General features: G+C 65.1%; 21 protein-coding genes. 14 read left to right on the forward strand and 7 right to left on the reverse strand.

The window, feature by feature from the left end:
* Positions 1-6: 6 nt before the first annotated feature.
* The 12 genes from VW23_RS20040 (at position 7) to VW23_RS20095 (ending at position 10893) form a co-directional block, all read left to right on the forward strand.
* Positions 7-1158 (forward strand): D-alanyl-D-alanine carboxypeptidase family protein, encoded by a 1152-nt coding sequence (locus VW23_RS20040; protein ID WP_244513672.1) that lies wholly within the window; start codon positions 7-9, stop codon positions 1156-1158.
* 18 nt (positions 1159-1176) lie between these two features.
* Positions 1177-1860: a dTMP kinase gene (gene tmk, locus VW23_RS20045; RefSeq protein ID WP_069911302.1), complete on the forward strand. Its 684-nt coding sequence runs from the start codon at positions 1177-1179 to the stop codon at positions 1858-1860.
* 1 nt (position 1861) lies between these two features.
* Positions 1862-2887 (forward strand): AAA family ATPase, encoded by a 1026-nt coding sequence (locus tag VW23_RS20050; RefSeq protein ID WP_069911303.1) that lies wholly within the window; start codon positions 1862-1864, stop codon positions 2885-2887.
* Positions 2884-4431 carry a methionine--tRNA ligase gene (metG, locus tag VW23_RS20055; RefSeq protein ID WP_069911304.1) on the forward strand — a complete coding sequence of 516 codons (1548 nt, stop codon included), beginning with the start codon at positions 2884-2886 and terminating at the stop codon, positions 4429-4431. The genes VW23_RS20050 and metG overlap by 4 nt, the downstream gene beginning before the upstream one ends.
* 169 nt (positions 4432-4600) lie before the next feature.
* On the forward strand, positions 4601-5377 hold the full coding sequence (locus tag VW23_RS20060) for a TatD family hydrolase (RefSeq protein ID WP_069911305.1): 777 nt from the start codon (positions 4601-4603) through the stop codon (positions 5375-5377).
* Positions 5377-6216 (forward strand): MBL fold metallo-hydrolase, encoded by an 840-nt coding sequence (locus VW23_RS20065; protein ID WP_069911306.1) that lies wholly within the window; start codon positions 5377-5379, stop codon positions 6214-6216. The genes VW23_RS20060 and VW23_RS20065 overlap by 1 nt, the downstream gene beginning before the upstream one ends.
* Positions 6217-6247: 31 nt before the next feature.
* Complete coding sequence (locus VW23_RS20070; RefSeq protein ID WP_069911307.1) at positions 6248-6628, forward strand: RidA family protein; 381 nt, start codon at positions 6248-6250, stop codon at positions 6626-6628.
* Between the two features lie 56 nt (positions 6629-6684).
* The gene (locus tag VW23_RS20075) at positions 6685-7791 is read left to right on the forward strand and encodes an aminotransferase class V-fold PLP-dependent enzyme (protein ID WP_176730448.1); all 1107 of its coding nucleotides are present in this window, start codon (positions 6685-6687) and stop codon (positions 7789-7791) included.
* A gap of 24 nt (positions 7792-7815) precedes the next feature.
* Positions 7816-8340 carry a hypothetical protein gene (locus VW23_RS20080; RefSeq protein ID WP_069911309.1) on the forward strand — a complete coding sequence of 175 codons (525 nt, stop codon included), beginning with the start codon at positions 7816-7818 and terminating at the stop codon, positions 8338-8340.
* Positions 8341-8494: 154 nt separating this feature from the next.
* Entirely contained in the window at positions 8495-9232 is a 738-nt protein-coding gene (locus VW23_RS20085) for a hypothetical protein (protein WP_069911310.1), read from the forward strand.
* A gap of 8 nt (positions 9233-9240) precedes the next feature.
* On the forward strand, positions 9241-10047 hold the full coding sequence (gene mazG / locus VW23_RS20090) for a nucleoside triphosphate pyrophosphohydrolase (protein WP_069911311.1): 807 nt from the start codon (positions 9241-9243) through the stop codon (positions 10045-10047).
* Between the two features lie 18 nt (positions 10048-10065).
* Positions 10066-10893: a hypothetical protein gene (locus VW23_RS20095; RefSeq protein ID WP_069911312.1), complete on the forward strand. Its 828-nt coding sequence runs from the start codon at positions 10066-10068 to the stop codon at positions 10891-10893.
* Here VW23_RS20095 and hflX read toward each other — a convergent pair.
* From hflX to dusB, 7 genes are all read right to left on the reverse strand, one after another.
* The gene (gene hflX, locus VW23_RS20100) at positions 10879-12261 is read right to left on the reverse strand and encodes a GTPase HflX (RefSeq protein ID WP_069911313.1); all 1383 of its coding nucleotides are present in this window, start codon (positions 12259-12261) and stop codon (positions 10879-10881) included. The genes VW23_RS20095 and hflX overlap by 15 nt on opposite strands.
* An 8-nt stretch (positions 12262-12269) precedes the next feature.
* On the reverse strand, positions 12270-12518 hold the full coding sequence (gene hfq, locus VW23_RS20105; RefSeq protein ID WP_055049125.1) for an RNA chaperone Hfq: 249 nt from the start codon (positions 12516-12518) through the stop codon (positions 12270-12272).
* Between the two features lie 255 nt (positions 12519-12773).
* On the reverse strand, positions 12774-14153 hold the full coding sequence (gene ntrX / locus VW23_RS20110; RefSeq protein WP_069911314.1) for a nitrogen assimilation response regulator NtrX: 1380 nt from the start codon (positions 14151-14153) through the stop codon (positions 12774-12776).
* Entirely contained in the window at positions 14153-16546 is a 2394-nt protein-coding gene (locus VW23_RS20115; RefSeq protein ID WP_141728404.1) for a sensor histidine kinase NtrY-like, read from the reverse strand. Before VW23_RS20115 ends, ntrX begins: the two co-directional genes overlap by 1 nt.
* Positions 16547-16735: 189 nt before the next feature.
* On the reverse strand, positions 16736-18184 hold the full coding sequence (gene ntrC / locus VW23_RS20120) for a nitrogen regulation protein NR(I) (RefSeq protein WP_069911316.1): 1449 nt from the start codon (positions 18182-18184) through the stop codon (positions 16736-16738).
* On the reverse strand, positions 18181-19317 hold the full coding sequence (locus VW23_RS20125) for a two-component system sensor histidine kinase NtrB (RefSeq protein WP_069911317.1): 1137 nt from the start codon (positions 19315-19317) through the stop codon (positions 18181-18183). The genes ntrC and VW23_RS20125 overlap by 4 nt, the downstream gene beginning before the upstream one ends.
* Positions 19314-20315 (reverse strand): tRNA dihydrouridine synthase DusB, encoded by a 1002-nt coding sequence (gene dusB, locus VW23_RS20130; RefSeq protein ID WP_069911318.1) that lies wholly within the window; start codon positions 20313-20315, stop codon positions 19314-19316. Before dusB ends, VW23_RS20125 begins: the two co-directional genes overlap by 4 nt.
* Before the next feature lie 172 nt (positions 20316-20487).
* Between dusB and VW23_RS20135 the strand changes: the two genes are divergently transcribed.
* Positions 20488-21681 carry a bifunctional 2-C-methyl-D-erythritol 4-phosphate cytidylyltransferase/2-C-methyl-D-erythritol 2,4-cyclodiphosphate synthase gene (locus VW23_RS20135; protein WP_069911319.1) on the forward strand — a complete coding sequence of 398 codons (1194 nt, stop codon included), beginning with the start codon at positions 20488-20490 and terminating at the stop codon, positions 21679-21681.
* A 1-nt stretch (position 21682) separates the two neighbouring features.
* Complete coding sequence (locus VW23_RS20140) at positions 21683-22174, forward strand: CinA family protein (protein ID WP_069911320.1); 492 nt, start codon at positions 21683-21685, stop codon at positions 22172-22174.
* Positions 22175-22354 lie beyond the last annotated feature (180 nt).

Raw genomic sequence — 22354 nt, forward strand, 5'->3', positions numbered from 1 at the left:
TTGAGATTGCGGAATTTTGGCCTGAAACTCCTGGTCGCGCTGTTCGCCGTCTGCTGGACGGCTTCCGCACACGCGCAGGATTTCGACACCAAAGCGCCGTTCGCCGTGCTGATGGACTACGAGTCCGGCACGATCCTGTTCAACAAGGCAGGGGACGAGCAGCTCGAACCCGCCAGCATGGCCAAGCTGATGACGCTGGCCGTGGTGTTCGACCAGCTGCAGTCAAAGAAGCTCCAGCCCACCGACGAGTTCTTCATTTCCGAGCATGCCTGGCGCGATGGCGGCGCCTCCTCGGGCGGCTCGACCATGTTTGCCGAGCTGAACTCAAAAATCCCGGTGATGGATCTGGTCCGCTCGGTGATCATCCAGTCCGGCAACGACGCGGCGATCGCGCTGGCCGAGGGCATTGCCGGAAGCGAGCTGAGCTTCGCCCAGATGATGAACCAGCTGGGCAAGGAGATCGGGCTCAGCGGCTCGAACTTCGTCAACTCGACAGGTTTGCCCGATCCGGCGCAGTTCTCGACCGCCCGCGACCTCGCGACCATCGCCCGCTTCATCATCGCGCAGTTCCCGGAATACTACCCGATCTTCTCGGAGAAGGAGTTCACCTGGAACAAGATCCGCCAGATGAACCGCAACTCGCTGCTCGAGATCGGCATCGGCGTCGATGGGCTGAAGACCGGCCACACCGAGGCCGCCGGCTATGGCGAGGTGGTTTCGACCGCCGCCACCGGCCGCCGCCTGATCGCCGTGCTGCATGGGCTCAAATCGATGACCGAGCGTACCGAAGAGGCGCGCAAGCTCGTCACCTGGGGCACTCGCGGCTTCGAGCTGATCCCGGTGTTCCCGGAAGGCTCTGCCATCTCGCATGCTGATGTCTATGGCGGCAGCGCCGGGCAGGTGTCGCTGGTCGGCAAGGGCAGCATCGACCTGTTCCTGCCCAAGGGCGCGCAGAACTGCCCACAGGCCACCGTCACCTACAAAGCGCCGATCCGCCCGCCTGTGCAGAAGGGCGATCAACTGGCCCAGCTCAATGTCATGTGCAACGGCGCTGTGGTACAGGTCACCCCGCTCTACGCGGGCGAGGACGTCGCCGACGGCGACATCGTCCGCAAGGCGACCGACGCGCTCAAGGAACTGGCGCTCGGCTGGTTGTAAGTTCGGGAATGCAAAGCAATGCTCGATGTGCCGGCGAAGCCCGCCGCCCGTTTCATCACCTTTGAGGGCGGCGAAGGCGTCGGCAAGTCGACGCAGGTCAAACGCCTGCTGGTGCGGCTGAACCGCATGGATATCGAAGCTGTCCGCACCCGTGAACCCGGCGGCACCCCCAAGGCCGAAGCCGTTCGCGCCTTCATCCTGCAGGGGCGCTCCGAGAGCTGGGGCGCCGGGGCCGAGGCGGTGCTGTTCGCTGCCGCCCGCTACGATCACGTCAGCTCGCTCATCGCCCCCAGCCTCAATAGCGGCAAGTGGGTGATCTCCGACCGCTTCCACGATTCGACCCGCGCCTATCAGGGGCTGACCGGTGGGGTCGACGACAAGCTGATCCGCGGCCTCGAGACGCTGGCGCTCGACGGGCACCAGCCCGACATCACCTTTATCCTCGACATGGACCCCGCCGTCGCCTTCGCACGGGTCAATAACCGCGAGATCGAGAAGGCGCTGGCCGAAACCGGCGACCGCTTCGAGAAGGAAGACCTCGAGTGGCACCGCCGCCTGCGGCAGGCCTTCCTCGCCATCGGCAAGGCCAACCCGGAGCGTTGCGTGGTGTTGCCGGCCGGCCAATCGGAAGATGCGCTGGAGCAGGAGATCTGGGATACGCTGAACCGGCGCTTCCCCGAGCTCGAGGCAAAGGCCGGCTGAATTGGACTATCCCGAACGCGAACCCGATCAGCTCGAGGGCGTGCCGCTGCCCGAGTTCCAGACCGGCGTTTCCGGCCATGATGCGGCGCGCGCCACCTTGCTCGAGCGGCTAGATGCCGGGCGGCTACCCGGCGGCATCCTGATCCACGGGCCGCGCGGCATCGGCAAGGCAACGCTGGCCTTTGACCTCGCCCGAAAGATCTTCGAAAAGACCGGTGACGAGTCGCCCGGGCACATCGCGGCGCAGGTCGCTGCCGGCGCCTATCCAAACCTGTTCCTGATGCGCAAATCGCTGCGCGACACCGGTAAGGGCTATTACACTGCGATCCGCGTCGAGGAGGTTCGCCGCTTCATCGAGGAAATGCGGATGACCCGCGGCCGCGCCGGCCATCGCATCGCCATTGTCGATCCGATCGATGACTGCAACGCCTCGTCGGCCAACGCGCTCTTGAAGATCCTCGAGGAGCCGCCGGCCGATACGACCTTCCTTCTCGTCTCACACCGGCCGGGCTCGCTCCTGCCCACCATCAAATCGCGCTGCTTCCAGGTAGCGCTGCGGCCGATCGCCGACAGCGACGTCCGCACCGTGCTGGACCAGGTCGGCGGCCAGCCGCTCGCCATCGAGCGCGCCGTGTCGCTTGCCGGCGGACGTCCGCGCCGCGGCTTCGAGGCGATGCTGCTGGGGGAGGGGGGCGCCCTGCAGCTGCTGCAGGCCTGGCTCGCCGACCCCGCCGGCGCGCCATCGGCGGCCCGGATCGCGCTGGCCGATGCGCTCGCCGCCGAGCGCGACTCCGCCGAGCTGCGCTTTGCCCGCGACATTCTCAATGACTGGCTGGCCGATGCCGCCAAGGCTGCGGCGAGCGCCGGCGACCGGGTTCGCCTTGCCTCGGCCAACGAGCTATGGGACAAGGCCCGGCTTTCACTCGCCGATGCCGATGAATACAACCTCGACATGCGGCAGACCCTGGTCGCGCTTTTCGATGCGATCCGGAAACACCAGTTGCTGAGCGTCCAGCCGACATCATGACCGACACGTTCTACGTCACCACTGCAATCGCCTATCCCAACGGCGCGCCGCATATCGGGCACGCCTACGAGATGATCACCACCGACGCCATCGCCCGCTGGGCGAGGCTCGAGGGCAAGGACACCTATTTCCTTACCGGCACCGACGAGCACGGCATCAAGATGGTGCAGACGGCAGCGGCCGAAGGCATCACGGCGCGCGAACTGGCTGACCGCAACGCCGCCCGCTTCAAGGAGCTGGCGGGGCGCCTCGACGTCTCCAACGACGATTTCATCCGCACCACCGAGCCGCGCCATCACGAGTCGAGCCAGGAGATCTGGCGCCGGATGGCCGCCAGCAATAATGGCGACATCTACCAATCGACCTACAAGGGCTGGTACTCGGTCCGCGACGAAGCCTATTTCGACGAGGAAGAGCTCAGCGACGGCGAGGACGGCAAGAAGTTCGCGCCGACCGGCGCCGAGGTGAAGTGGGTCGAGGAAGACAGCTATTTCTTCCGCCTCTCCGCCTACCAGGATCGCCTGCTGAAGCTCTACACCGACCGCCCGGATTTCATCGCGCCCGAAGAGCGGCGCAACGAGATCATCTCGTTCGTCAAGGCCGGGCTGCGCGACGTCTCGATCAGCCGCACCACCTTCGACTGGGGGATCCCGGTGCCGGGCGCCTCCGGGCACGTGATGTATGTCTGGGTCGACGCGCTCACCAACTACATTACCGGCGTCGGCTTTCCCGATGCCGCCTCCGAACAGTTCAAGAAGTTCTGGCCGGCGAACCTGCATGTCATCGGCAAGGACATCATCCGCTTCCACACCGTCTACTGGCCAGCCTTCCTGATGAGCGCCGGCATCGAGGTGCCGCACCGGGTCTTCGCGCATGGCTTTCTGACCTCGGAAGGCAAGAAGATGTCGAAGTCGGTCGGCAACATCGTCGACCCGCATGAGCAGCTTGATCTCTACGGCACCGATCCGGTGCGCTGGTACTGCCTGCGCGAAGTCAGCTTCGGCCAGGATGGCGACTGGGGCCGCGAGAAGTTCATCAACCGCAACAACTCCGACCTTGCCAACAATTTCGGCAACCTGGCGCAGCGCTCGCTGTCGACGATCCAGAAGAACTTTGGCGGCGCGCTGCCCGAGGCGCAGCCGACCGAGGCCGAGCATGCCATCGTCGCCACGGCCATCGCGGCCATCGGCAAGATGGACCTCGCCATGAAGACGCAGCAGATCCATGAGGCGGCCGGCGAGCTGACGACGCTGCTCAACGCCGCCAACCTCTATTTCGCCGACCAGGCGCCGTGGGGGCTGAAGGCCGACCTGCCGCGCATGGGCACGATCCTTGCGACCACCGCCGACATCGTCCGCCGCGCCGCCATCGCGGCGCAGGCGTTCGTTCCGGCTTCTGCAGCGAAGTTCCTCGATGCCCTGGCGGTGCCGGAAGACCAGCGCCTGTTGAGCCATGCGCTGAGCGCGTCCGGCGTTCCCGCCGGAACCGTCTTGCCGCCGCCCGAGCCGGTGTTCAAGAAGTTCGAGCACCCAAAGGCCGTCTAATGCGCTCGATCTTCGCCTCATGCACTGACCTTCCCTCTCCCCTTGAGGGAGAGGGTGCCCTGCGCAGCAGGGCGGGTGAGGGGCAGTTGCGATATCCTTCCCCTCATCCGTCTCGGCCCTGCGGGCCGATCCACCTTCTCCCTCAAGGGGAGAAGGAAGGAAGGGGCCAATGCTGATCGACTCGCACTGCCACCTCGATTTCCCCGAGCTCGCCGCCGATCGCGCCGGTGTGCTGGCGCGCGCCAAAGCGGCGGGGATCGATGGCATGGTGACCATCTCGACCCGGGTGAAGCGCTTCGACGAGATCAAAGCCATCGCCGAGGCGCATGCCGAGGTCTGGTGCTCGGTCGGCACCCATCCGCACCATGCCGACGAAGAGCTCGACATCTTCACCGACGACCTGGTCCGGCTGAGCGCGCATCCCAAATGCGTCGCCATCGGCGAAGCCGGGCTCGACTATTTCTACGACAACGCACCGAAAGAAGCGCAGGAGACCGGGCTGCGCCGGCACATCGCGGCATCGCGCCTCACCGGGCTGCCGCTGGTGATCCATTCCCGCTCGGCCGACGTGCACATGGCGTCCGTACTGAGCGATGAAGTGGGGCAGGGGGCCTTCCCTTTCGTGCTCCACTGCTTCACCGGCGGCGCCGATCTCGCCCGAAAGGCGCTGGAGCTCGGCGGCTACATCTCGTTCTCCGGCATCATCACCTTCAAGAATGCGGAGGAAATCCGCGAGGTCGCGAAGTTCGTTCCAGCTGACCGTTATCTGGTTGAAACAGATGCGCCTTATCTGGCTCCGGTGCCGCACCGTGGTGGCACCAACGAGCCGAGCTATGTCGCCCATACTGCCGCCAAGGTGGCCGAGGTTCGTGGCATCAGCCTCGAGCAGCTCGGCACCGAAACCACCGACAATTTTTTTCGTTTATTCTCAAAGGCTAAGGCGTAATGCCTGAAGCGCAACGTATTGTCGCGACGATTATGGGATGCGGCTCGTCCGGCGGCGTGCCGCGCATCGGCGGCCACTGGGGCGTCTGCGATCCGAACAATCCGAAAAACCGCCGCAGCCGCTGCTCGCTGCTGATCGAAGGGTTCTCGGCCGGCTCGGATGAGCCGACCCGCATCATCGTCGATACCGGCTGTGACCTCCGCGAGCAGTTGCTGCGTGCCGAGGTCGATCGGGTCGAGGCGGTGCTCTATACGCACGAGCATGCAGACCATACGCACGGCATCGATGACCTCCGGGTGCTGGCGCTGATCAATCGCAAGCGGGTCGACGTCTATTTCACTGCCGAGGCCGCCAACCGGATCGTGCCGAGCTTTGCCTATTGCTTTACGGCGCCGCCGGGTTCGGGCTATCCGCCGATCCTCAACCAGCACCTGATCGAAGCCGGCACGCCGCTGACGGTGGACGGGCCGGGCGGTTCGATCACCGTTCTGCCGTTCCGCCAGGACCATGGCGATATCTTTTCCCTGGGGTTTCGGGTGCGAAGCTTCGCCTACTCGTGCGACCTCAGCGGCATCCCGGAGGTGTCGCGCGAGGCGGTCAGCGAGCTCGACACCTGGGTGCTCGACGCATTGCGGCCGACGCCGCATCCGAGCCACCTGAGCCTTTCCGAGGCGCTGGAGCTGGTCGAAGACCTCAAGCCGCGCCACGCCGTGCTGACCAACCTCCATATCGACCTCGACTACGCCCAGACCGACGCCATGACGCCGGACCACGTCCGGCCGGCGTTCGACGGCCTACAGATCGACATCACCGCCGGCGAGATCATCAGCCCGCGCTGATGCCGCCCAACGCCACGGAGCCATGCCGCCAATGATTGAAGTCATCGATACCGGCATCGCGCCGTCCAGCGGTCCGATCAACGACTGTGTCCGCGCCGGCAACCATGTCTGGCTGGTGGTGCTGGCCGAGGATCCGAAGACCGGCAAGATCACCGAGGGCGACATCGAGGTGCAGACGCGCCAGGCGCTATCGAACCTCAGGCAAGCGATCAACGCCGCCGGCGGCGAGCTCACCAACATCGTGCAGGTGCAGATCTTCCTCGTCGACAGCGCCGACGCGCCGGGCATGAACCGTGTGTATGCCGAGTTCTTCAACACCAAGCCGTACCCGATCCGTGCCACAGTGGTGGTCAAGGAACTGCTGGCCAAGGGGCTGAGGATCGAGATCACGGCAACGGCGGTGCTGGGGTAGGGCGGCTGGTGACGGCTGAACGAATGGGTTCGCAAATCTCGCGAGGGGCTCTGCGGGTGAGTATCTACGAAGACCTTGGCATCAGGCCGATCATCAACGCGTCAGCAACCCTCACCAGACTTGGTGGATCGCGCATGCCCGCGGAAGTCCTCGAGGCAATGCGTGCGGCTGCTGGCTCGTTTGTCGATCTGCCACTCTTTCAAACACGGGTCGGCGACCGCATCGCCGAGCTCACCCGGAATGATGCCGCATTCGTTTCCTCAGGTGCAGCAGCTGGGATCGTGCTCTCGGTCGCAACTCTGATGGCAGCGCCGAACGAACCCGATCCGATGGCGTATCCGATGCTCAACGGCATCACCAGGAACGAAGTGATCGTTTTCACTTCACAGCGCAACGGCTACGACTTCGCGATTCGCCAGACCGGCGCCTCTGTCATTGAGTGCGACGACACCCTCGCATCGTTTGAGTCGGCCATATCAGGGCGTACGGCGTGCCTGGTCTGGTTTGCCGGGGCGCTGGCATTGAAATCTCCGCCGATCGAGGACGTCATCGCGATCGCCAGGAAGCACCACGTCCCGGTTCTGGTCGACGCCGCTGCCCAGATTCCGCCGGTTTCGAGTTTCTGGCACTACACCAAGGTCCTCGGCTGCGACGGTGTCGTCTTCAGTGGCGGCAAAGGTATCCGTGGGCCGCAAGCTGCCGGTCTGGTCCTTGGGACCAGGGAATTGATCGCTGGTTGCCGCCGACTTTCAGCGCCAACGCAGGGCATCGGTCGACCGATGAAAGTCGGAAAGGAAGAACTCGCCGGAATGCTCGCCGCCGTCCGGTATACACTGGAGCAGGACGAAGACGCGATTCTCGAAGGGTATGAATCGATCGTCCGGAACTGGATCGAAGACCTCGGCGGCATCGCGGGAGTGACGACGGAACGCGGCTTCCCAAGTGAAGCTGGTCAACCTCACCCGCGCGCAATCGTTCATCTCGATGCCGGTTTCAGCAAGACGCGCGACCAGGTTATTGACGAACTCAAGACCGGCGATGTCTGGATTGAGGTAGCTGCACTAGCCGACGAACCGAACGCCATAGCCCTCAATCCGCAGACGCTGACGAGCCAAGAGGCCGATGTCGTTGCTGCTCGATTGCGACAGGTTCTGACAAGCTGATCAAGTCTCCGGGAAACATTATCGATGGCATTCAATGTCAGGAAGCGCGGCAAACTCACCTATTACTATGAAGGCGATCGACCTGTTCTCTCGGCGCTGGTCACCGAGGAACAGGCGGATGGCGACCTCAAGATTCATTTCGCTGGTCTGACAGGTGGCTACTCAGCGAAGGGCATTTTGGGACTCAGCGAACTCGTGTCGATGGATCCCCATCAGGAAGTCGCACTGGTGTTCAGGTGCTGGGAGAAGTGGCTGGTCGAGGCGGGAATCTGCTCGTCTTTGCAGGATATCGATTTCATTGAGGTGTACGCGTTCGGTGCCCAACCGAAGACCCCGAACATCCTCGCCGATCCCGCCGGATATGCCGCTGAGCAGGATCGCCTTCGGAAAGCCTATGCCGAGGCGTACTCATCCTTTTTCGCCGACAACCTTCCCGAAAATGGCGTTCCTTGCCGCTTCACAGTCCATCTGATCGATTTCCCGGACAAGGCGGCCTCGTACGAGTTCTATTCGACCGCGCTGCTCCAACGCGCATTGCAGAAGGGTTAGTCATGCTAGCGCAGCCGGTCCGTGGCACAGGCAACCAGCACGAAATCCCCAATGACTTGGACGTACGGTGTGAGGCAGCAAAGGCCGCCAGCCGCACCGTTGGGTCAATGCGATAGTTCCATAATATATCTTATGCGAATGGAGGAATAGCGATATGCCGACCGAAGCCGACCTCACCCAGCAGCTTATCGAGGCCCAGCGTGCCGGCCGGCATGATGTCGATGCTGTCCCCTATGCGGCGCTCGATCGCGCTGCCGCCCTCAGCATCCAGTCCGCGACCATGGCGGCGCTCGGCGAAGCTCCGGCGCTGCTCAAGACCATCGTGGCGCCGGACGGACTTGGCGCCTGTGCGCCGATCTATCGGTCACGTGTCGGCAACAGCGGCGCGTTCCAGCTGTCGTCGCCGACGATCGTCGGGCTCGAGGTCGAGGTTGGCCTGGTGCTGGCCAGCGACCTGACGACCGACGCCGCTAACCGTGACGAGATCGATATCATCGAGGCGATCAGCCATTACTTCGTCGGCATCGAGGTCTGCGGTACGCGCTATGCCGACCGGAGCCTCGCAGGTGCGTATGGCGGGCTTGCGGACAACGCCACGGCCTATGGCTACGTCATCGACCCCACGCATCGCGACGCCGGCGCCGAGATCGGCAATTACGACGTGCACCTGGAGTTCGCTGGTCAGCAGATCTGGTCGGCGCCGGCCAAGCACTCGTTCGGCACCGTGCTCAACTCGTTCATCGCCTACGCCAAGAACCAGAACCCGGCTTTTCCGCTTAAGGCCGGCACGGTGGTCACCACCGGCTCGCTCTGCGGCCTCGTGCCGATCGCCGGCGCCGGCCACGTGGTCGGCCGGCTCGGCAACCACGCCGTCAGCTTCGACATCACCTGAGAGTTGCCATGCAGCCGTCCCGCGACATTTCCCGCCTGATCGAGATCATGGCCGCCCTCCGAAACCCGGATGGCGGCTGTCCGTGGGATCTGGAGCAGGATTTCGCCAGCATTCGCCACTACACCATCGAGGAAGCCTACGAGGTCGCCGACGCCATCGAGCGTGAGGATTATGCGGACCTGCGCGAGGAGCTCGGCGACCTGCTGCTGCAGCCGGTCTATCACGCCCAGATGGCCTCGGAGCAAGGCCTGTTCGATATCGGCGACGTGGTTTTTGCTATTACTGAGAAGCTGATACGCCGGCATCCTCATGTCTTCGGAGAGGAAGCGGCGCGCAATGCTGGTGGCGCCAAAGCCAAGTGGGACGAGGTGAAGGCCGACGAGCGGGCGAAGAAGGCTGAGCGGAAGCAAACCCCCTCGTCCATCCTCGACGACGTACCGCACGCCCTGCCTGCCCTCGCCCGTGCAGAAAAGCTCAGCCGCCGCGCTGCCTCGGTGCAATTCGACTGGCCCGACTGGCGGCAGACGCTGGCCAAGGTCCGCGAAGAGCTCGACGAAGTCGCCGCTGCGGCGGAAGCCGGCAACACGGCCGAGATCCACGAGGAGCTGGGCGACCTGCTGTTCGCCGCCGCCAACCTCGCGCGCAAGCTCGGGGTCGAAGGCGAATCCGCATTGCGCGACGCCAACGTCAAGTTCGACCGCCGCTTCCGCTACGTCGAAAGCCGCGCCACGGAGGACGCCGTCCCGCTGGCCGAGGCCGGGCTCAATCGGTTGGACGGCTACTGGAACGAGATCAGGGCCAAAGAGCGCGGGTAAGCGCCGGAGCAGCGGGCGATGCTGCGGCTTGTTGCTCGGTCGCTGATCTTCGTCCTCCTGACGCTGGCCACGCAGATCGGCGGCTTGGCTTATCTTGCTGCGCTGGGCCTGGCGCGGCTGCTGCGAGTGCGCCACCAGGCGCTGCGGCTTGGCCTGTTCCTCTTGTGCTACGGCGCTGCGTCGATCAGCGCGATGCTCGCGGTGCCGAGCCTTGGTCGTGTTCCCTTGCCGTGCTTTGCCGGCAATCAACAGGCGCTTGCGGCCCAGTCGCCACTCTACTGCGTGCTGAACCGCAATTACGTCACTCCGGAGCTGCGCGAGGCCGCCCAAGCGCTGGCCGAGCATGTCGATACGGAGTTTCCGGGGACAACCACCCTCGCCCTCGATGGCGGCTTTCCGTTCCTCGACGGCTTTCCGCTGTTGCCGCATCTCTCGCACGGCAATGGCCTGGCCCTCGACGTCGCTTACTATTACGAGGATGCCGAGAGCAGGTTTCGCAACGGCGTGACCCGCTCGCCGATCGGTTACTTCGCCTTCGAGCAGCCAGCAGCCAGCGATGTACACCCCTGCCTAGCGCAGCAGAATGGGCTCAGCCTGCGCTGGGATTTTGACGCTCTGCAGCCGCTGTTTCCGAATTATCGCCTCGAACGACAACGCACCGGCGCGGCTCTGCGCTGGCTGGCGACAGCGGGCGTGACGCGCTTCGGTGTCCGATCAGTGTTCATCGAGCCGCACCTCAAGCAGTCGCTAGGCGTCAACTCGAGCCACATCCGCTTTCAGGGGTGTCGCGCGGCGCGCCATGACGACCATCTGCACATCCAGCTCGGACGGTCAGGCGGCGTCTGAGCCTTCGATGCGGCCGGCGAAGCGTTCGGTGAAGGCGTTCTTGTGCCGGGCCTCGACCCGGACCTCGTAGACTTGGCCGTTCTCGTCCGGCTCGTCCTTGCCAATGATCTCGGCGTGGCCGTAGAGCCAGCCGACATCGGCGCCGGCGGTATGCGGCACCAGCACGCGGTAGGTCCGCCCCTGCCCGCCCAAGACCTTTTCGATGGTGTCGAGCAGCCTATCCAGCCCCTCGCCGGTCTGCGCCGACACCGGCACGGACGCGGCGACCTTGCCGAGCGGCGACAGCGTCGCCAGCGCCGGATAGGTGCCGTCGGCATCACGCTCCAAGAGGTCGACCTTATTCCAGACCTCGATGATCGGGGTGGTCTCGGCCGACATGCCGAGTTCCTCCAGCACCTTCAATACGTCCTGCGCCTGCGCCGCGTGATCGGGGTTGGCGACGTCGCGGACATGCAGGATCACATGGGCTTCCAGCACCTCTTCGAGCGTCGCGCGAAAGGCAGCGATCAGGTCGGTCGGCAGGTCGGAGACGAAGCCCACCGTGTCCGACAGCATCACCTCACGGCCATGCGGCAGGCTGATCTTGCGCACCGTGGTATCGAGGGTGGCGAACAGCAGGTCCTTGGCGAACACCCCTGCCCCGGTCAGCGCGTTGAATATGCTGGATTTCCCGGCATTGGTGTAACCCACCAGCGCCACCACCTGGAACGGCACGGCATCGCGCCGGCCCTTCTGCTGGCCGCGGGTCTGGCGCACCTTCTCGATGCGCTCTTCGAGCATCTTGATGCGGTCCTGCAGCTGCCGGCGATCGCTTTCCAGCTGGGTTTCGCCGGGGCCGCCCATGAAGCCGAAACCGCCCGAGCCGCGCTGGCGCTCGAGGTGGGTCCAGCTGCGGACCAGCCGGCTCTTCTGGTAATTGAGGTGGGCGAGTTCGACCTGCAGCACGCCCTCACGGGTGGCGGCGCGCTCGCCGAAGATCTCGAGGATCAGCCCGGTGCGATCCAGCACCTTGGTGCCGGTTTCCTTCTCGAGGTTGCGCTGCTGGATCGGGTGCAAGGCGGTGTCGACGAGCAGGAGTTCAATCTCCTCCTCCTTCACCCGCTTGGCGATCTCCTCGACATGGCCGCCACCGATGAAGGTCGCCGGCTTGATCTCGCGCACCTTGGCGATCTCGGAGAACACGATCTCGACACGGATGGCGCTGGCCAAGCCCTCGAACTCGGCCTTGCGCGCCTCGATGCTGTGGGTGGTGGCGCGGCCGCGGACATCGGGAATGACGAGGCCCACTCGGGTCGGCGCAGCACGCTGGTCTATGAATGCCTGTGGGCCGCCCTTGCGGGCGGCCTCGTCGTCAAAGTCATCGCTCAAGGTGTGTCTCAGTCCTCGCCGGTGTGCTCGGGATCGAACAGCTGGATCGGAGCGCCCGGCATGATGGTCGAGATGGCGTGCTTGTAGACGAGCTGCGATTGCGCATCGCGTCTCAGGAGCAGGCAGAAATTGTCGAACCAGGTGATCACGCCCTGCAGCTTGACGCCGTTCACGAGGAAGATCGTGACCGGCACTTTCTGCTTGCGGACATGGTTGAGGAACGCGTCCTGGAGATTCTGGGTCTTTTCGCTGGGCATTCGTTGGCCTCTTCTCGCGGGATGTTAGACGGGCCGCAAGCCAACGGCCACGCCCTGTTGATGGGAACAACGGCCGCCACCGCCCCTGCCCCCTTTTATGGTCACTCTCCCATCGCCTTTGAAGTATGGCACAGAAGAATCTTAGTGCCTACCCGTACACGCGCATGGCACCTGAGCGCATGGGCGAAACGGCCTAGTTCGTGATTGGTCGCGCTCTCGAACCGGAAAACTCTGCAACTTTTTCTGAAAGCGCCCCTAGAGCCCCAGCGACTTGATTTTGCGGTGCAAAGCGCTGCGCTCCATGCCGACGAATTCGGCGGTCTTGGAGATGTTGCCGCCGAACCGCTCGATCTGCGCCATCAGGTATTGCCGCTCGAACACCTCGCGGGCGTCGCGCAGCGGCAGGCTCATCAGGTGGGCCGATGAGTCGCTGTCGCCGACGGTCGGCAGCACTTCGCCGATATCGGGCGGCAGCATCGCCGCGGTGATCATCCCGTCGGCCGGGGTCTGGTCCTTGACGAGGATCAGCAGCCGCTCGATCGAGTTGCGCAGTTGGCGGGCATTGCCTGGCCAATCCTGGCCCTGCAGCACCGCCACCGCATCATCGCCGATCGACAGGCTCTTGAGGTTGTGCAGGCGACACACCTGTTCGATGAACACCTCGACCAGCGGCGGAATGTCCTCGCGGCGCTCTTTCAGCGGCGTCAGGTGCAACGGCACGATCGACAGCCGGTGGAACAGGTCGGAACGGAACTGCCCGTCCTCGATCAGGCCGGCGACGTTCTGCGAGCTCGACGAGATGATGCGCACGTCGATCGGCACGGCAACGGCGCCGCCGACCCGGTTGAACTTGCTCTCGACCAGTGTGCGCAGCAGCGCCTGTTGCGCGGCCTGTGGCAGGGCCGCCACCTCGGAGAGGTAGAGCGTGCCGCCATGCGCCTTCTCCAGCGCCCCCACCTCGGTCCTGAGCGTGCCGGTCTTCTCGCGGGTTTCGCGGCCGAACAGCACGACCGCCACTTCCTCGGGCGAATAGAGCGAGCAGTTGATCTCGACGAACGGCGCCTCCGAACGGGCGCTGCGCTGGTGGATCAGCCGCGCCGAGAGGCCCTTGCCGGTGCCGGAGGAGCCGGAGATGAAGATGCGCGAGTTGGTCGGCGCCGATTTTTCGATGACACCCTTCACCGCCTGCATGGCCTGCGAGTTGCCGACCAGTTCGACGGTCTTGTTGGAGCGCTCGCGGAGATCGGCCACCTCGTTCTTCAGGCGTGCGGCCTCCATGGCGCGCTGGGTGATCAGCAGCAGCCGATCCACCTTGAACGGCTTCTCGATATAGTCGTAGGCGCCACGCCGGATGGCGCTGACCGCCGTCTCGACATTGCCGTGCCCCGAGATCATCACCACCGGCATATCCGGGTGCTGGCTCTGGAACTCATCGAGCAGCTGCAGGCCGTCGAGCCGGCTGCCCTGCATCCAGATATCCAGGAACACCAGGCTCGGCCGGCGCCGGGCGATTTCGTTCAGCCCGGAATCGGCGTCATGCGCCTGCCGGGTCTGGTAGCCCTCGTCCTCGAGGATACCCGCGATCAGGTCGCGGATGTCGTCCTCGTCATCGATAATGAGAATGTCGAGGGCCATCAGGTATTATCAACCGCTTGCAATTGCGGCTCCTCTTGCTGTCCGCTGTCAGGGTCTGCCCCACCCGCTGCGTCATTCGTGGTCTCGGTAGCGGTCTGCTGCCCCGCCACCGTCTGAGGAGCTGCTGGCTCCCCGTCGTCCGTTTCACCTGGCCGGTTGAGCGGCAGGGTGAAGGTAAAGCAGGCGCCGATGCGCCCGTTCTCGTCCGGCTCGGCGTCGATCAGATCGACCTTGCCGCCGTGCTGTTCAATGATCTTGGCGACAATCGCGAGGCCGAGCCCGGTGCCTTTCTCGCGCGTCGTAACATAAGGCTCGAGCAACCGGTGCCGGTTCTCCTTCGGCCAGCCCTTGCCGTTATCGGAGATGGACAGCCGAACCATGTCCCCTTCAGGGCCGGCTTCGACGGTAATCACCGGATTCTTGATGCCTTCGAGCCCGGCGCCCTCGATCGCCTCGACGGCGTTCTTGATCAGGTTGGTCAGCACCTGGCTGATCAGCCGGTTATCGAACCAGGCGGTGATCGGCTGCTCGGGCAGCTCCATATTGATGGTTACTTCCGGCAGGCGGACGCTCTCGAGGAACACCGCCTGGCGGATCGACTCGGTCAGGTTGCCCTTTTCCAGCTTGGCTTCCGGCATGCGCGCGAACGAGGAGAACTCGTCGACCATGCGGCCGATATCGCCGACCTGCCGGATGATGGTGTTGATGCACTTGTCGAAGACTTCGAAGTCGTCGGCGAGCTTACTGGCATAGCGGCGGCGCAGGCGCTCGGCGCTGAGCTGGATCGGGGTCAGCGGGTTCTTGATCTCGTGGGCGATGCGGCGCGCCACATCGGCCCAGGCGCCGGTGCGCTGGGCCGAGAGCAGATCGGTGATGTCGTCGAGCGTCACAACGAAGCCCTTGGACTCGGTCATTGTGCCTTCGCGGGTCAGCTGCACCTGGTAGGTGCGATAGTCGGGGCCCGAGCCGATCTCGATCTGGTCGCGGATGGTGCCGCGACGCGCCGATTTGGCGCGCTCGATCACCGGCGCGAGCCCGGGGATCACCTCATCGATGCGCTTGCCGACCAGCGAGATTTCATCGGAGCCGACCATTTCGGCAGCGCGCAGGTTCACCAGCGTGATGGCGCCGAACGGATCGAGCCCGACAATGCCGGCCGACACGCCCTCCACCACGGCTTCGGTGAACTGGCGGCGCTTCTCGTTGGTCTCATTGGCCTCGACCAGTGCGACGCGCTGTGTTTTCAGCTGCTGCGTCATGGTGTTGAAGCGGCTGGAGAGATCGCGCAGGTCGCCCCTGCCCTCCTGCACCGGCACGCGCACGTCGAGATCACCATCCGAGACGCGGCTCGAAGCGATCATCAGGTTGCGGATCGGGTCGACGAAGCGGTTGGCGAGCGCGATGCCGATCCACACCGCGGCGAGCAGCAGCACCAGCGCCATGCCGACATACATCAGCGTAAAGGTGATCTGGAAGACCAGCCGGTTGCTCTCGTAATTGCGGTACTCGGTGATGTTGGCGTCGGTGAGCCGGGTGAACTCCAGCACCTCCGGATCCACCGGGCGGGCCACGAACAGATAGGTATTGTCGTAACCACGGAGCTTGACCACCGAGCCGACGAGATTGGTGCGGCCGGGGCCGATCTCGGTCGGCGTCCCCTCGACCACGCCCTGGGTCAGGCCGGCGGGCACCCGTGGCGCGGTGCCGGGCGCGTTGATCTGCGCCTTCATCAGGGTGTCGCCGTCGGCCGAGATCAGCGAGGTGAATGGCAGCGAACGGGTGACGGCGAGCGCCGTGAGGATGCGCTGGAACTTGGTGCGGTCGGTCTCGAAGGTGCCGCGCGCCTGCTCCAGCTCGTTGGCCACCCAGATGATGTCATCGCGCAGCACCTGCGAATGCTCGAGCAGGTAAGAGCGGGCGACGAGGCGCGAGCTCTCCACCATGGTGCGCGTGCGCTCGGAGAACCACTGGTCGAGGCCCTGGTTCAGCGAAATCATGGCGACGACCGCCACCAGCAAGGCCGGGACGGCGGCCACGGTGGCGAACATCGCCACCATGCGGACCTGCAATCCGGCGCCGGCCTGCCCACGCACCCGCGCCTGGACCAGCAGTGTCGCCTCGGTCAGCACCAGCGCCACCACCGAGACGACCAGGAGGCCGTTGATCACCCAGATGATGGTCCAGACCTCGGGGGTCGGCTCGATATCGGTCGCCCCGGTCATGATCAGGAATGAGCCCGACGAGACGAAAACCGACAGCAGAACGATGATCAGGCCGATGGTGCGGATGGCCTTGCGGCCGGTGTCCCCGAACAACAGCGGGCGTGTCCGTGCCGAAGCCGGCGCGGGAATCGCCTCGGGTGGTGCGTCGCCGGTGAGCGTTGCGTCGTGCATCCAGAAGCCGGGTTGTGGACGGATCGTGGGCGGCCTAACCCACCGATTCACCCTTCAAGACAATTGTTGCCAAAATGTGACACCAGGGAGCGGCGACAAAGCAACACATCGGCTTGAGTAGTCCCGTCGATGCATTTTCGCAACAGCCGTCTGCCGACGGCTCGGCAATGTGATGGGAGCAGCGCGCGGTCAGCCTTGGCGGCGCGACTGCTTGACGATCTCGATCGAGTGGGCGCGGATTTTCTTGCGCAGCGTATTGCGGTTGAGGCCAAGCAGGTCAGCGGCCCGAATCTGGTTGCCACCACAGGCATTGAGCGCCATGGCAATCAGCGGTGCCTCCACCCGGTCGAGCACCCGCTGGTAGAGCCCCGCCGGCGGCAGGTTCGGTTCGTACTCGCGCAGCACCTGGGCGACATGGGTTTCGACCGCGGTCGAAACGTCCACCGGCCCGCTGCTGCTCTGCACCGGCTGGCGGTCGGCCAGATTGAGCTCGCTCTGCACAATTTCGAGCGAGATGTTCTCGTCGGCGTAGAGCGCCGACAGGCGGCGCACCAGGTTCTCCAGCTCGCGGATGTTGCCCGGCCAGGAATAGTTGTGCATCAGCCGGATGGCGTCGGAGGAGATGGTCTTGACCGGCTCGCCCTCGCGCTGCGCGGCGCGCAGGAAGTGCTGCACCAGATCGTTGATGTCGTCGACGCGCTCGCGCAGCGGCGGCAGGCGGATCGGCACGACGTTGAGCCGGTAGTAGAGATCCTCGCGGAACAGGCCCTGGCGGATCATCTGGCTGAGATCACGGTGCGTCGCGGCGACGATGCGGACGTTGGATTTGATCGGCGTGCGGCCGCCGACCATGGTGTATTCGCCCTCCTGCAGCACGCGCAGCAGGCGGGTCTGGGCATCCATCGGCATGTCGCCGATCTCGTCGAGGAACAGGGTGCCGCCCTCGGCCTGCTCGAAGCGACCGGAGGAGCGCGCGGCGGCGCCGGTGAAGGCGCCCTTCTCATGCCCGAACAGCTCGGCTTCGATCAGGTCACGCGGGATCGCGGCCATGTTGATGGCGACGAACGGCCCGTTGCGGCGTTTGCCGAAATTGTGCAGGGCCCGCGCCACCAGCTCCTTGCCGGTGCCGCTCTCGCCGGTGATCATCACCGTCAGGTCGGTCTGCATCAGCCGCGCCAGGGCACGGTAGATATCCTGCATGGCCGGCGAGCGGCCAACCAGCGGCATGGTCTCGCCCGGCTCGTCGGCCTTCTTTTCGGCTGGCGAGGCTTTCTTGGCGTCGGCCAGCGCCCGACCGACCACCGAGAGCACCTCGGTGATGTCAAAAGGCTTCGGCAGATACTCGTAAGCGCCGACCTCGTTGGCGCGGATCGCCGTCATGAAGGTGTTCTGCGCACTCATCACCACCATGGGCAGGTCGGGGCGCAGCTTCTTGATCTTGGGCATGATGTCGAAGGCATTGCCGTCGGGCATCGCCACATCGGTGATCAGCAGGTCCCCTTCCCCGCGGCTCACCCAGTTCCACATGGTCGAGAGGTTGCCGGTTGGGCGCACCTCGTAGCCGGCCCGGGTCAGCGCCTGGTTCAGCACCATGCGGATCGCGGCATCGTCGTCGGCGAGCAGGATAGTGTGGCTCATTCGGCCGGAACCTCTTGGGAAACAGTTTCGGTCACCGTGCTCTTGGCGGCGACCGGCAGCAGGATGCGGAAGCGGGTGCGGCCGGGACGGCTGTCCATGTCGACGACGCCGCCATGGTCGCCGATGATCTTGGCGACCAGCGCGAGGCCGAGGCCGGAGCCATTGGCTTTGGTGGTGACGAACGGATCGAACAGGATCGGCACCAGGTCGGGCGGCACGCCGGGACCATTGTCTTCGATGACGATCTCCAGCGGCAGCGAGATGCGCTCCGACACGCCCTGCACCGAAATGCGGATACCCGGTCGGAACGCCGTCGAGAAGCGGATCTCAGGTTTAGGTGTCCGCTCAAGGGCTTCCGCGGCGTTCTTCACCAGATTGAGGAACACCTGGATGAGCTGGTCGCGGTTGCCGCCGACCGGCGGCAGCGATGGATCATACTCCTCGTGAAAGGAGATGCCCCTCGCGACGCCGTTCTTGGCGAGGAGTTTCACCCGATCGAGGATGACGTGGATATTGATCGGCTCGCGCTCGATCGGCCGGTCGTCACCGAACACCTCGACCCGGTCGATCAGGTCGACGATACGGTCGACCTCGTCGCGCACCAGGCGCGCCAGCGGCAGCTCATCGGCGGTGACGCTCTGCTCCAGCAACTGCGCCGCGCCGCGGATGCCGGAGAGCGGGTTCTTGATCTCATGCGCCAGCATCGAGGCGAGCCCGGTGACCGAACGCGCCGCGCCGCGGCTGACCAGTTGCCGGTCGATCTTGTCGGCCATGGTGCGCTCCTGGAACAACAGCGCGATGCGGCCATCGGCATCGGAGAGCGGCGAGGCAAAGACGTCGACCACCCGGTCATCGCCAACATCGGAGAAGCGCGACGAGCCCACCCGCACCCGATACTCGGTCATCGGGCCGCGACGATCGGCGACGGCCTGCATCAGGCCGATGATGGGCGAGCCGAAGGCAATGAGGTCATCGAGCCGCTGGCGCGACAAGACGCTCTGCGAGGCCCCGAAGAAGGCTTCGGCTGCATAGTTGACGAAGACGATGGTGCGGTCTTCGCTGCAGACGATGACAGGCTGCGGCAATGCCTGCAGCACGGCAGTGCTGAGGGCCGGCGGCGGAACCTTGCTCATGCCGCGAGCCTCCAGTCGCCGGAGTAGATATCGCTGATCATTCTGGTGAACTCGGCCGGCTTCAGCGCATTGAGCAGCTGGCCGCGGACCGGCTTGTCGAGCACGATATTGGCCGCCTCGAGATACCAGTCGAGATGTTTGCGCGCGACGCGCACCCCGAGCTGGGTGCCGTAGTCGGTCAGCATGGCGTCGTAGTGCTCGGCGACCAGTTCGGCCAGCTGGGCACCGGTCGGGGCGGCCTGCGGCTCACGGCCTACAAGTTGCGCGCCGATCTGTCCGACGGCCCAGGGCTGTCCCTGTGCCCCGCGGCCGATCATCACCGCGGCGGCGCCCGATTGCCCGAGCGCCTCGCGCGCTGCGGCAATACTGGTGATATCGCCGTTGACGACCACTGGAACACTCACCGCCTCGACCACCGGGCGCACCAGGTTCCAGCGCGCCTCGCCCTTGTAGAATTGCTGCCGGGTGCGGCCGTGGACGGTAATCATCTGGGCGCCCGCATCGACGGCGCGCCGCGCCAGGTCGGCAGCGTTTAGGCAATCCTCGTCCCAGCCGAGCCGCATCTTCACGGTGACCGGCAGCGGTGTCGCGGCTACCACGGCGTCGATCAGCTTCAGCGCCTCGTCGGGCACCCGCATCAGCGCTGAACCGGCATAGCCGTTGGTGACGCGCTTCGAGGGGCAACCCATGTTGATGTCGATGATGTCGGCGCCCGCCGCGTAGGCGATCTCAGCGCCCTTCCGCATCCATTCGGCTTCGCAGCCAGCGAGCTGCACGACATGCGGCAATGCGCCGGATTTGTTGAGGCGGCGCACCATGTCGTCATTGTTGGTGGCCAGCGCGTTGCTGGCGATCATCTCCGAGACGACGAGGCCGGCGCCGAAGCGCTCGGCAAGTTTCCGCATCGGCGCGTCGGTGATCCCGGCCATCGGCGCCAAAAAGGCGCGGTTCGGCAACTCATGACCAGCAATGCTCAATGTGCAGGCAATATCAGACACACCCTGCCCCAGATTTGCTCATTTCCACGAAATGCCCGCAGAATAGTCAAAAGCGGGCGGCGCGCAACCACATATCTCGCCCTATCGCGCAATGTTCGGCGCTGGGCTTGCTGCGGGGAAAAGCCGCCGGTAGACCAAGCCCGCGCCACTAAAGGCGCGATATGAAGCGACAATGACAGGCACCAGAACCATCGCCGTAATCGTCGTCGCCGCGGGCCGCGGTGAACGCGCCAGCAGCGCCGGCGACACCAGCCCGAAGCAATACCGCGACCTCGCCGGCACGCCGGTGCTAAGCCGCAGCATCGCGGCATTTCTGCGGCGCGACGATATCAGTTGGGTGGTGCCGGTCATCCATGCCGAGCAGGTCGACCGCTACGCGGCTCTCGGTCTCGCCGATCCGCGGCTGCTGCCGCCGGTTACCGGCGGCGAGACGCGGCAAGCCTCGGTGCTGGCCGGGCTCACGGCGCTGAGCCCCAGGCGACCCGACCTGGTGCTGATCCAGGACGCGGCGCGGCCGCTGGTCTCATCGGAAGTGATCGGCGGGGTGATCGAGGCGCTCAGGGGGAGCGAAGCCGCGCTGCCCGTGGTGCCGGTGACCGATACGATCAAGCGCTCGATCGACGGCCGGACGGTGACCGCAACCGAGGACCGCAAGACGCTGTTCGCGGCACAGACACCGCAGGGGTTTCGCTTCCCGCAGATTCTCTCGGCCCACCTCCGCGCCGGCCGGATGCCGCGCGAGTTCACCGACGATGCAGCGATCGCCGAATGGGCGGGTCTCAGCGTCGCGCTGACGCCGGGCAGCACGCAAAACCTCAAGATCACCCACCCCGAGGATTTCGCCCGCGCCGAGCGCCTGTTGGGCAAGGAGACGGCCATGGAAAGCCGCATCGGCACCGGCTTCGATGTTCACCCGTTCGACACCGGCAGTTCGGTCTGGCTGGGCGGGGTCGAGATCCCGCACACCCATAAACTCAAAGGCCACTCCGATGCCGACGTGGCGCTGCACGCGCTGACCGACGCCATCTATGGCGCGCTGGGTGAAGGCGATATCGGCAAGCATTTTCCGCCCTCCGACCCGCAGTGGAAGGGCGCGGCCTCCTCGATCTTCCTGAAGCATGCCGCCGGCCTCGTCGGCGAGCGACGCGGCAGGATCGTCAATCTCGACATCACCATTGTCTGCGAGGCGCCGCGGGTAGGGCCGCATGTCGAGGCGATGAAGGCCGCTATCGGCGGGGTGTGTGGCATCGCCACCAGCCGGGTCGCCATCAAGGCCACCACCAGCGAACAACTCGGTTTCACCGGCCGCGGCGAAGGCATCGTCGCCATGGCCAGCGCCAGCATCGAACTGCCCAGGGAAGATTGAGATGAAGCTGCCCGACGATATCGCCGCCCTCGCCGAGGAGACGGTTGCCGCCCTCAAGGCCGCCGGAATGACCGTGGCGACGGCCGAGAGCTGCACCGGCGGGCTGATCGCCGGGGCGCTGACCGCCATCTCCGGCTCGTCCGACGTGGTCTATGGCGGCTTCGTCAGCTACGCCAATGAGGCCAAGATCTCGATGATCGGCGTGCCGTTCGGGCTGTTGAAGCAGTTCGGCGCAGTATCGAAGGAAGTGGCCATGGCGATGGCCGACGGCGCCATCGGCGCGGCCGGTACGCACGTGGCGGTGGCGGTCACCGGCATTGCCGGCCCGACCGGCGGCGGCCCCGACAAGCCGGTCGGGCTGGTGCACTTCTCGGTCGCGACCGAAGCCGGCACCACGCACCTCAAGAAGGTGTTTCCCGGCAACCGCGACGAGGTGCGCCACGCTACGGTTGTGCAGGCGCTGAAGCTGCTGCTGAAGGCGGCGAAGGCTTAAGGGCTGCCTGCGTAGTGCACCGGCCGTGAAACGAATGCCTTCTCCCCTTGTGGGAGAAGGTGCCCGAAGGGCGGATGAGGGGTTCTCTCCGCGTACTCGGTCGCTCCTCGCTTCGCTCGGAACGCGCTACACTGCGTTGCGCGGACCCCTCATCCGGCGCTGCGCGCCACCTTCTCCCAC

Origin of the sequence: Devosia insulae DS-56, from assembly GCF_000970465.2 — a bacterium.
Lineage (GTDB): Bacteria > Pseudomonadota > Alphaproteobacteria > Rhizobiales > Devosiaceae > Devosia_A > Devosia_A insulae.

Bases quoted from the DNA above. Each gene is read 5' to 3' on its own strand.
- VW23_RS20080 (WP_069911309.1), top strand. From the start codon at position 7,816: ATGGCATTCAATGTCAGGAAGCGCGGCAAACTCACCTATTACTATGAA.
- VW23_RS20140 (WP_069911320.1), top strand. From the start codon at position 21,683: ATGAAGCTGCCCGACGATATCGCCGCCCTCGCCGAGGAGACGGTTGCC.
- VW23_RS20125 (WP_069911317.1), bottom strand. From the start codon at position 19,317: ATGAGCAAGGTTCCGCCGCCGGCCCTCAGCACTGCCGTGCTGCAGGCA.
- VW23_RS20135 (WP_069911319.1), top strand. From the start codon at position 20,488: ATGACAGGCACCAGAACCATCGCCGTAATCGTCGTCGCCGCGGGCCGC.
- tmk (WP_069911302.1), top strand. From the start codon at position 1,177: ATGCTCGATGTGCCGGCGAAGCCCGCCGCCCGTTTCATCACCTTTGAG.
- VW23_RS20060 (WP_069911305.1), top strand. From the start codon at position 4,601: ATGCTGATCGACTCGCACTGCCACCTCGATTTCCCCGAGCTCGCCGCC.
- VW23_RS20115 (WP_141728404.1), bottom strand. From the start codon at position 16,546: ATGCACGACGCAACGCTCACCGGCGACGCACCACCCGAGGCGATTCCC.
- ntrX (WP_069911314.1), bottom strand. From the start codon at position 14,153: ATGGCCCTCGACATTCTCATTATCGATGACGAGGACGACATCCGCGAC.
- VW23_RS20070 (WP_069911307.1), top strand. From the start codon at position 6,248: ATGATTGAAGTCATCGATACCGGCATCGCGCCGTCCAGCGGTCCGATC.
- VW23_RS20095 (WP_069911312.1), top strand. From the start codon at position 10,066: ATGCTGCGGCTTGTTGCTCGGTCGCTGATCTTCGTCCTCCTGACGCTG.
- mazG (WP_069911311.1), top strand. From the start codon at position 9,241: ATGCAGCCGTCCCGCGACATTTCCCGCCTGATCGAGATCATGGCCGCC.
- hfq (WP_055049125.1), bottom strand. From the start codon at position 12,518: ATGCCCAGCGAAAAGACCCAGAATCTCCAGGACGCGTTCCTCAACCAT.
- ntrC (WP_069911316.1), bottom strand. From the start codon at position 18,184: ATGAGCCACACTATCCTGCTCGCCGACGACGATGCCGCGATCCGCATG.
- VW23_RS20085 (WP_069911310.1), top strand. From the start codon at position 8,495: ATGCCGACCGAAGCCGACCTCACCCAGCAGCTTATCGAGGCCCAGCGT.
- VW23_RS20065 (WP_069911306.1), top strand. From the start codon at position 5,377: ATGCCTGAAGCGCAACGTATTGTCGCGACGATTATGGGATGCGGCTCG.
- metG (WP_069911304.1), top strand. From the start codon at position 2,884: ATGACCGACACGTTCTACGTCACCACTGCAATCGCCTATCCCAACGGC.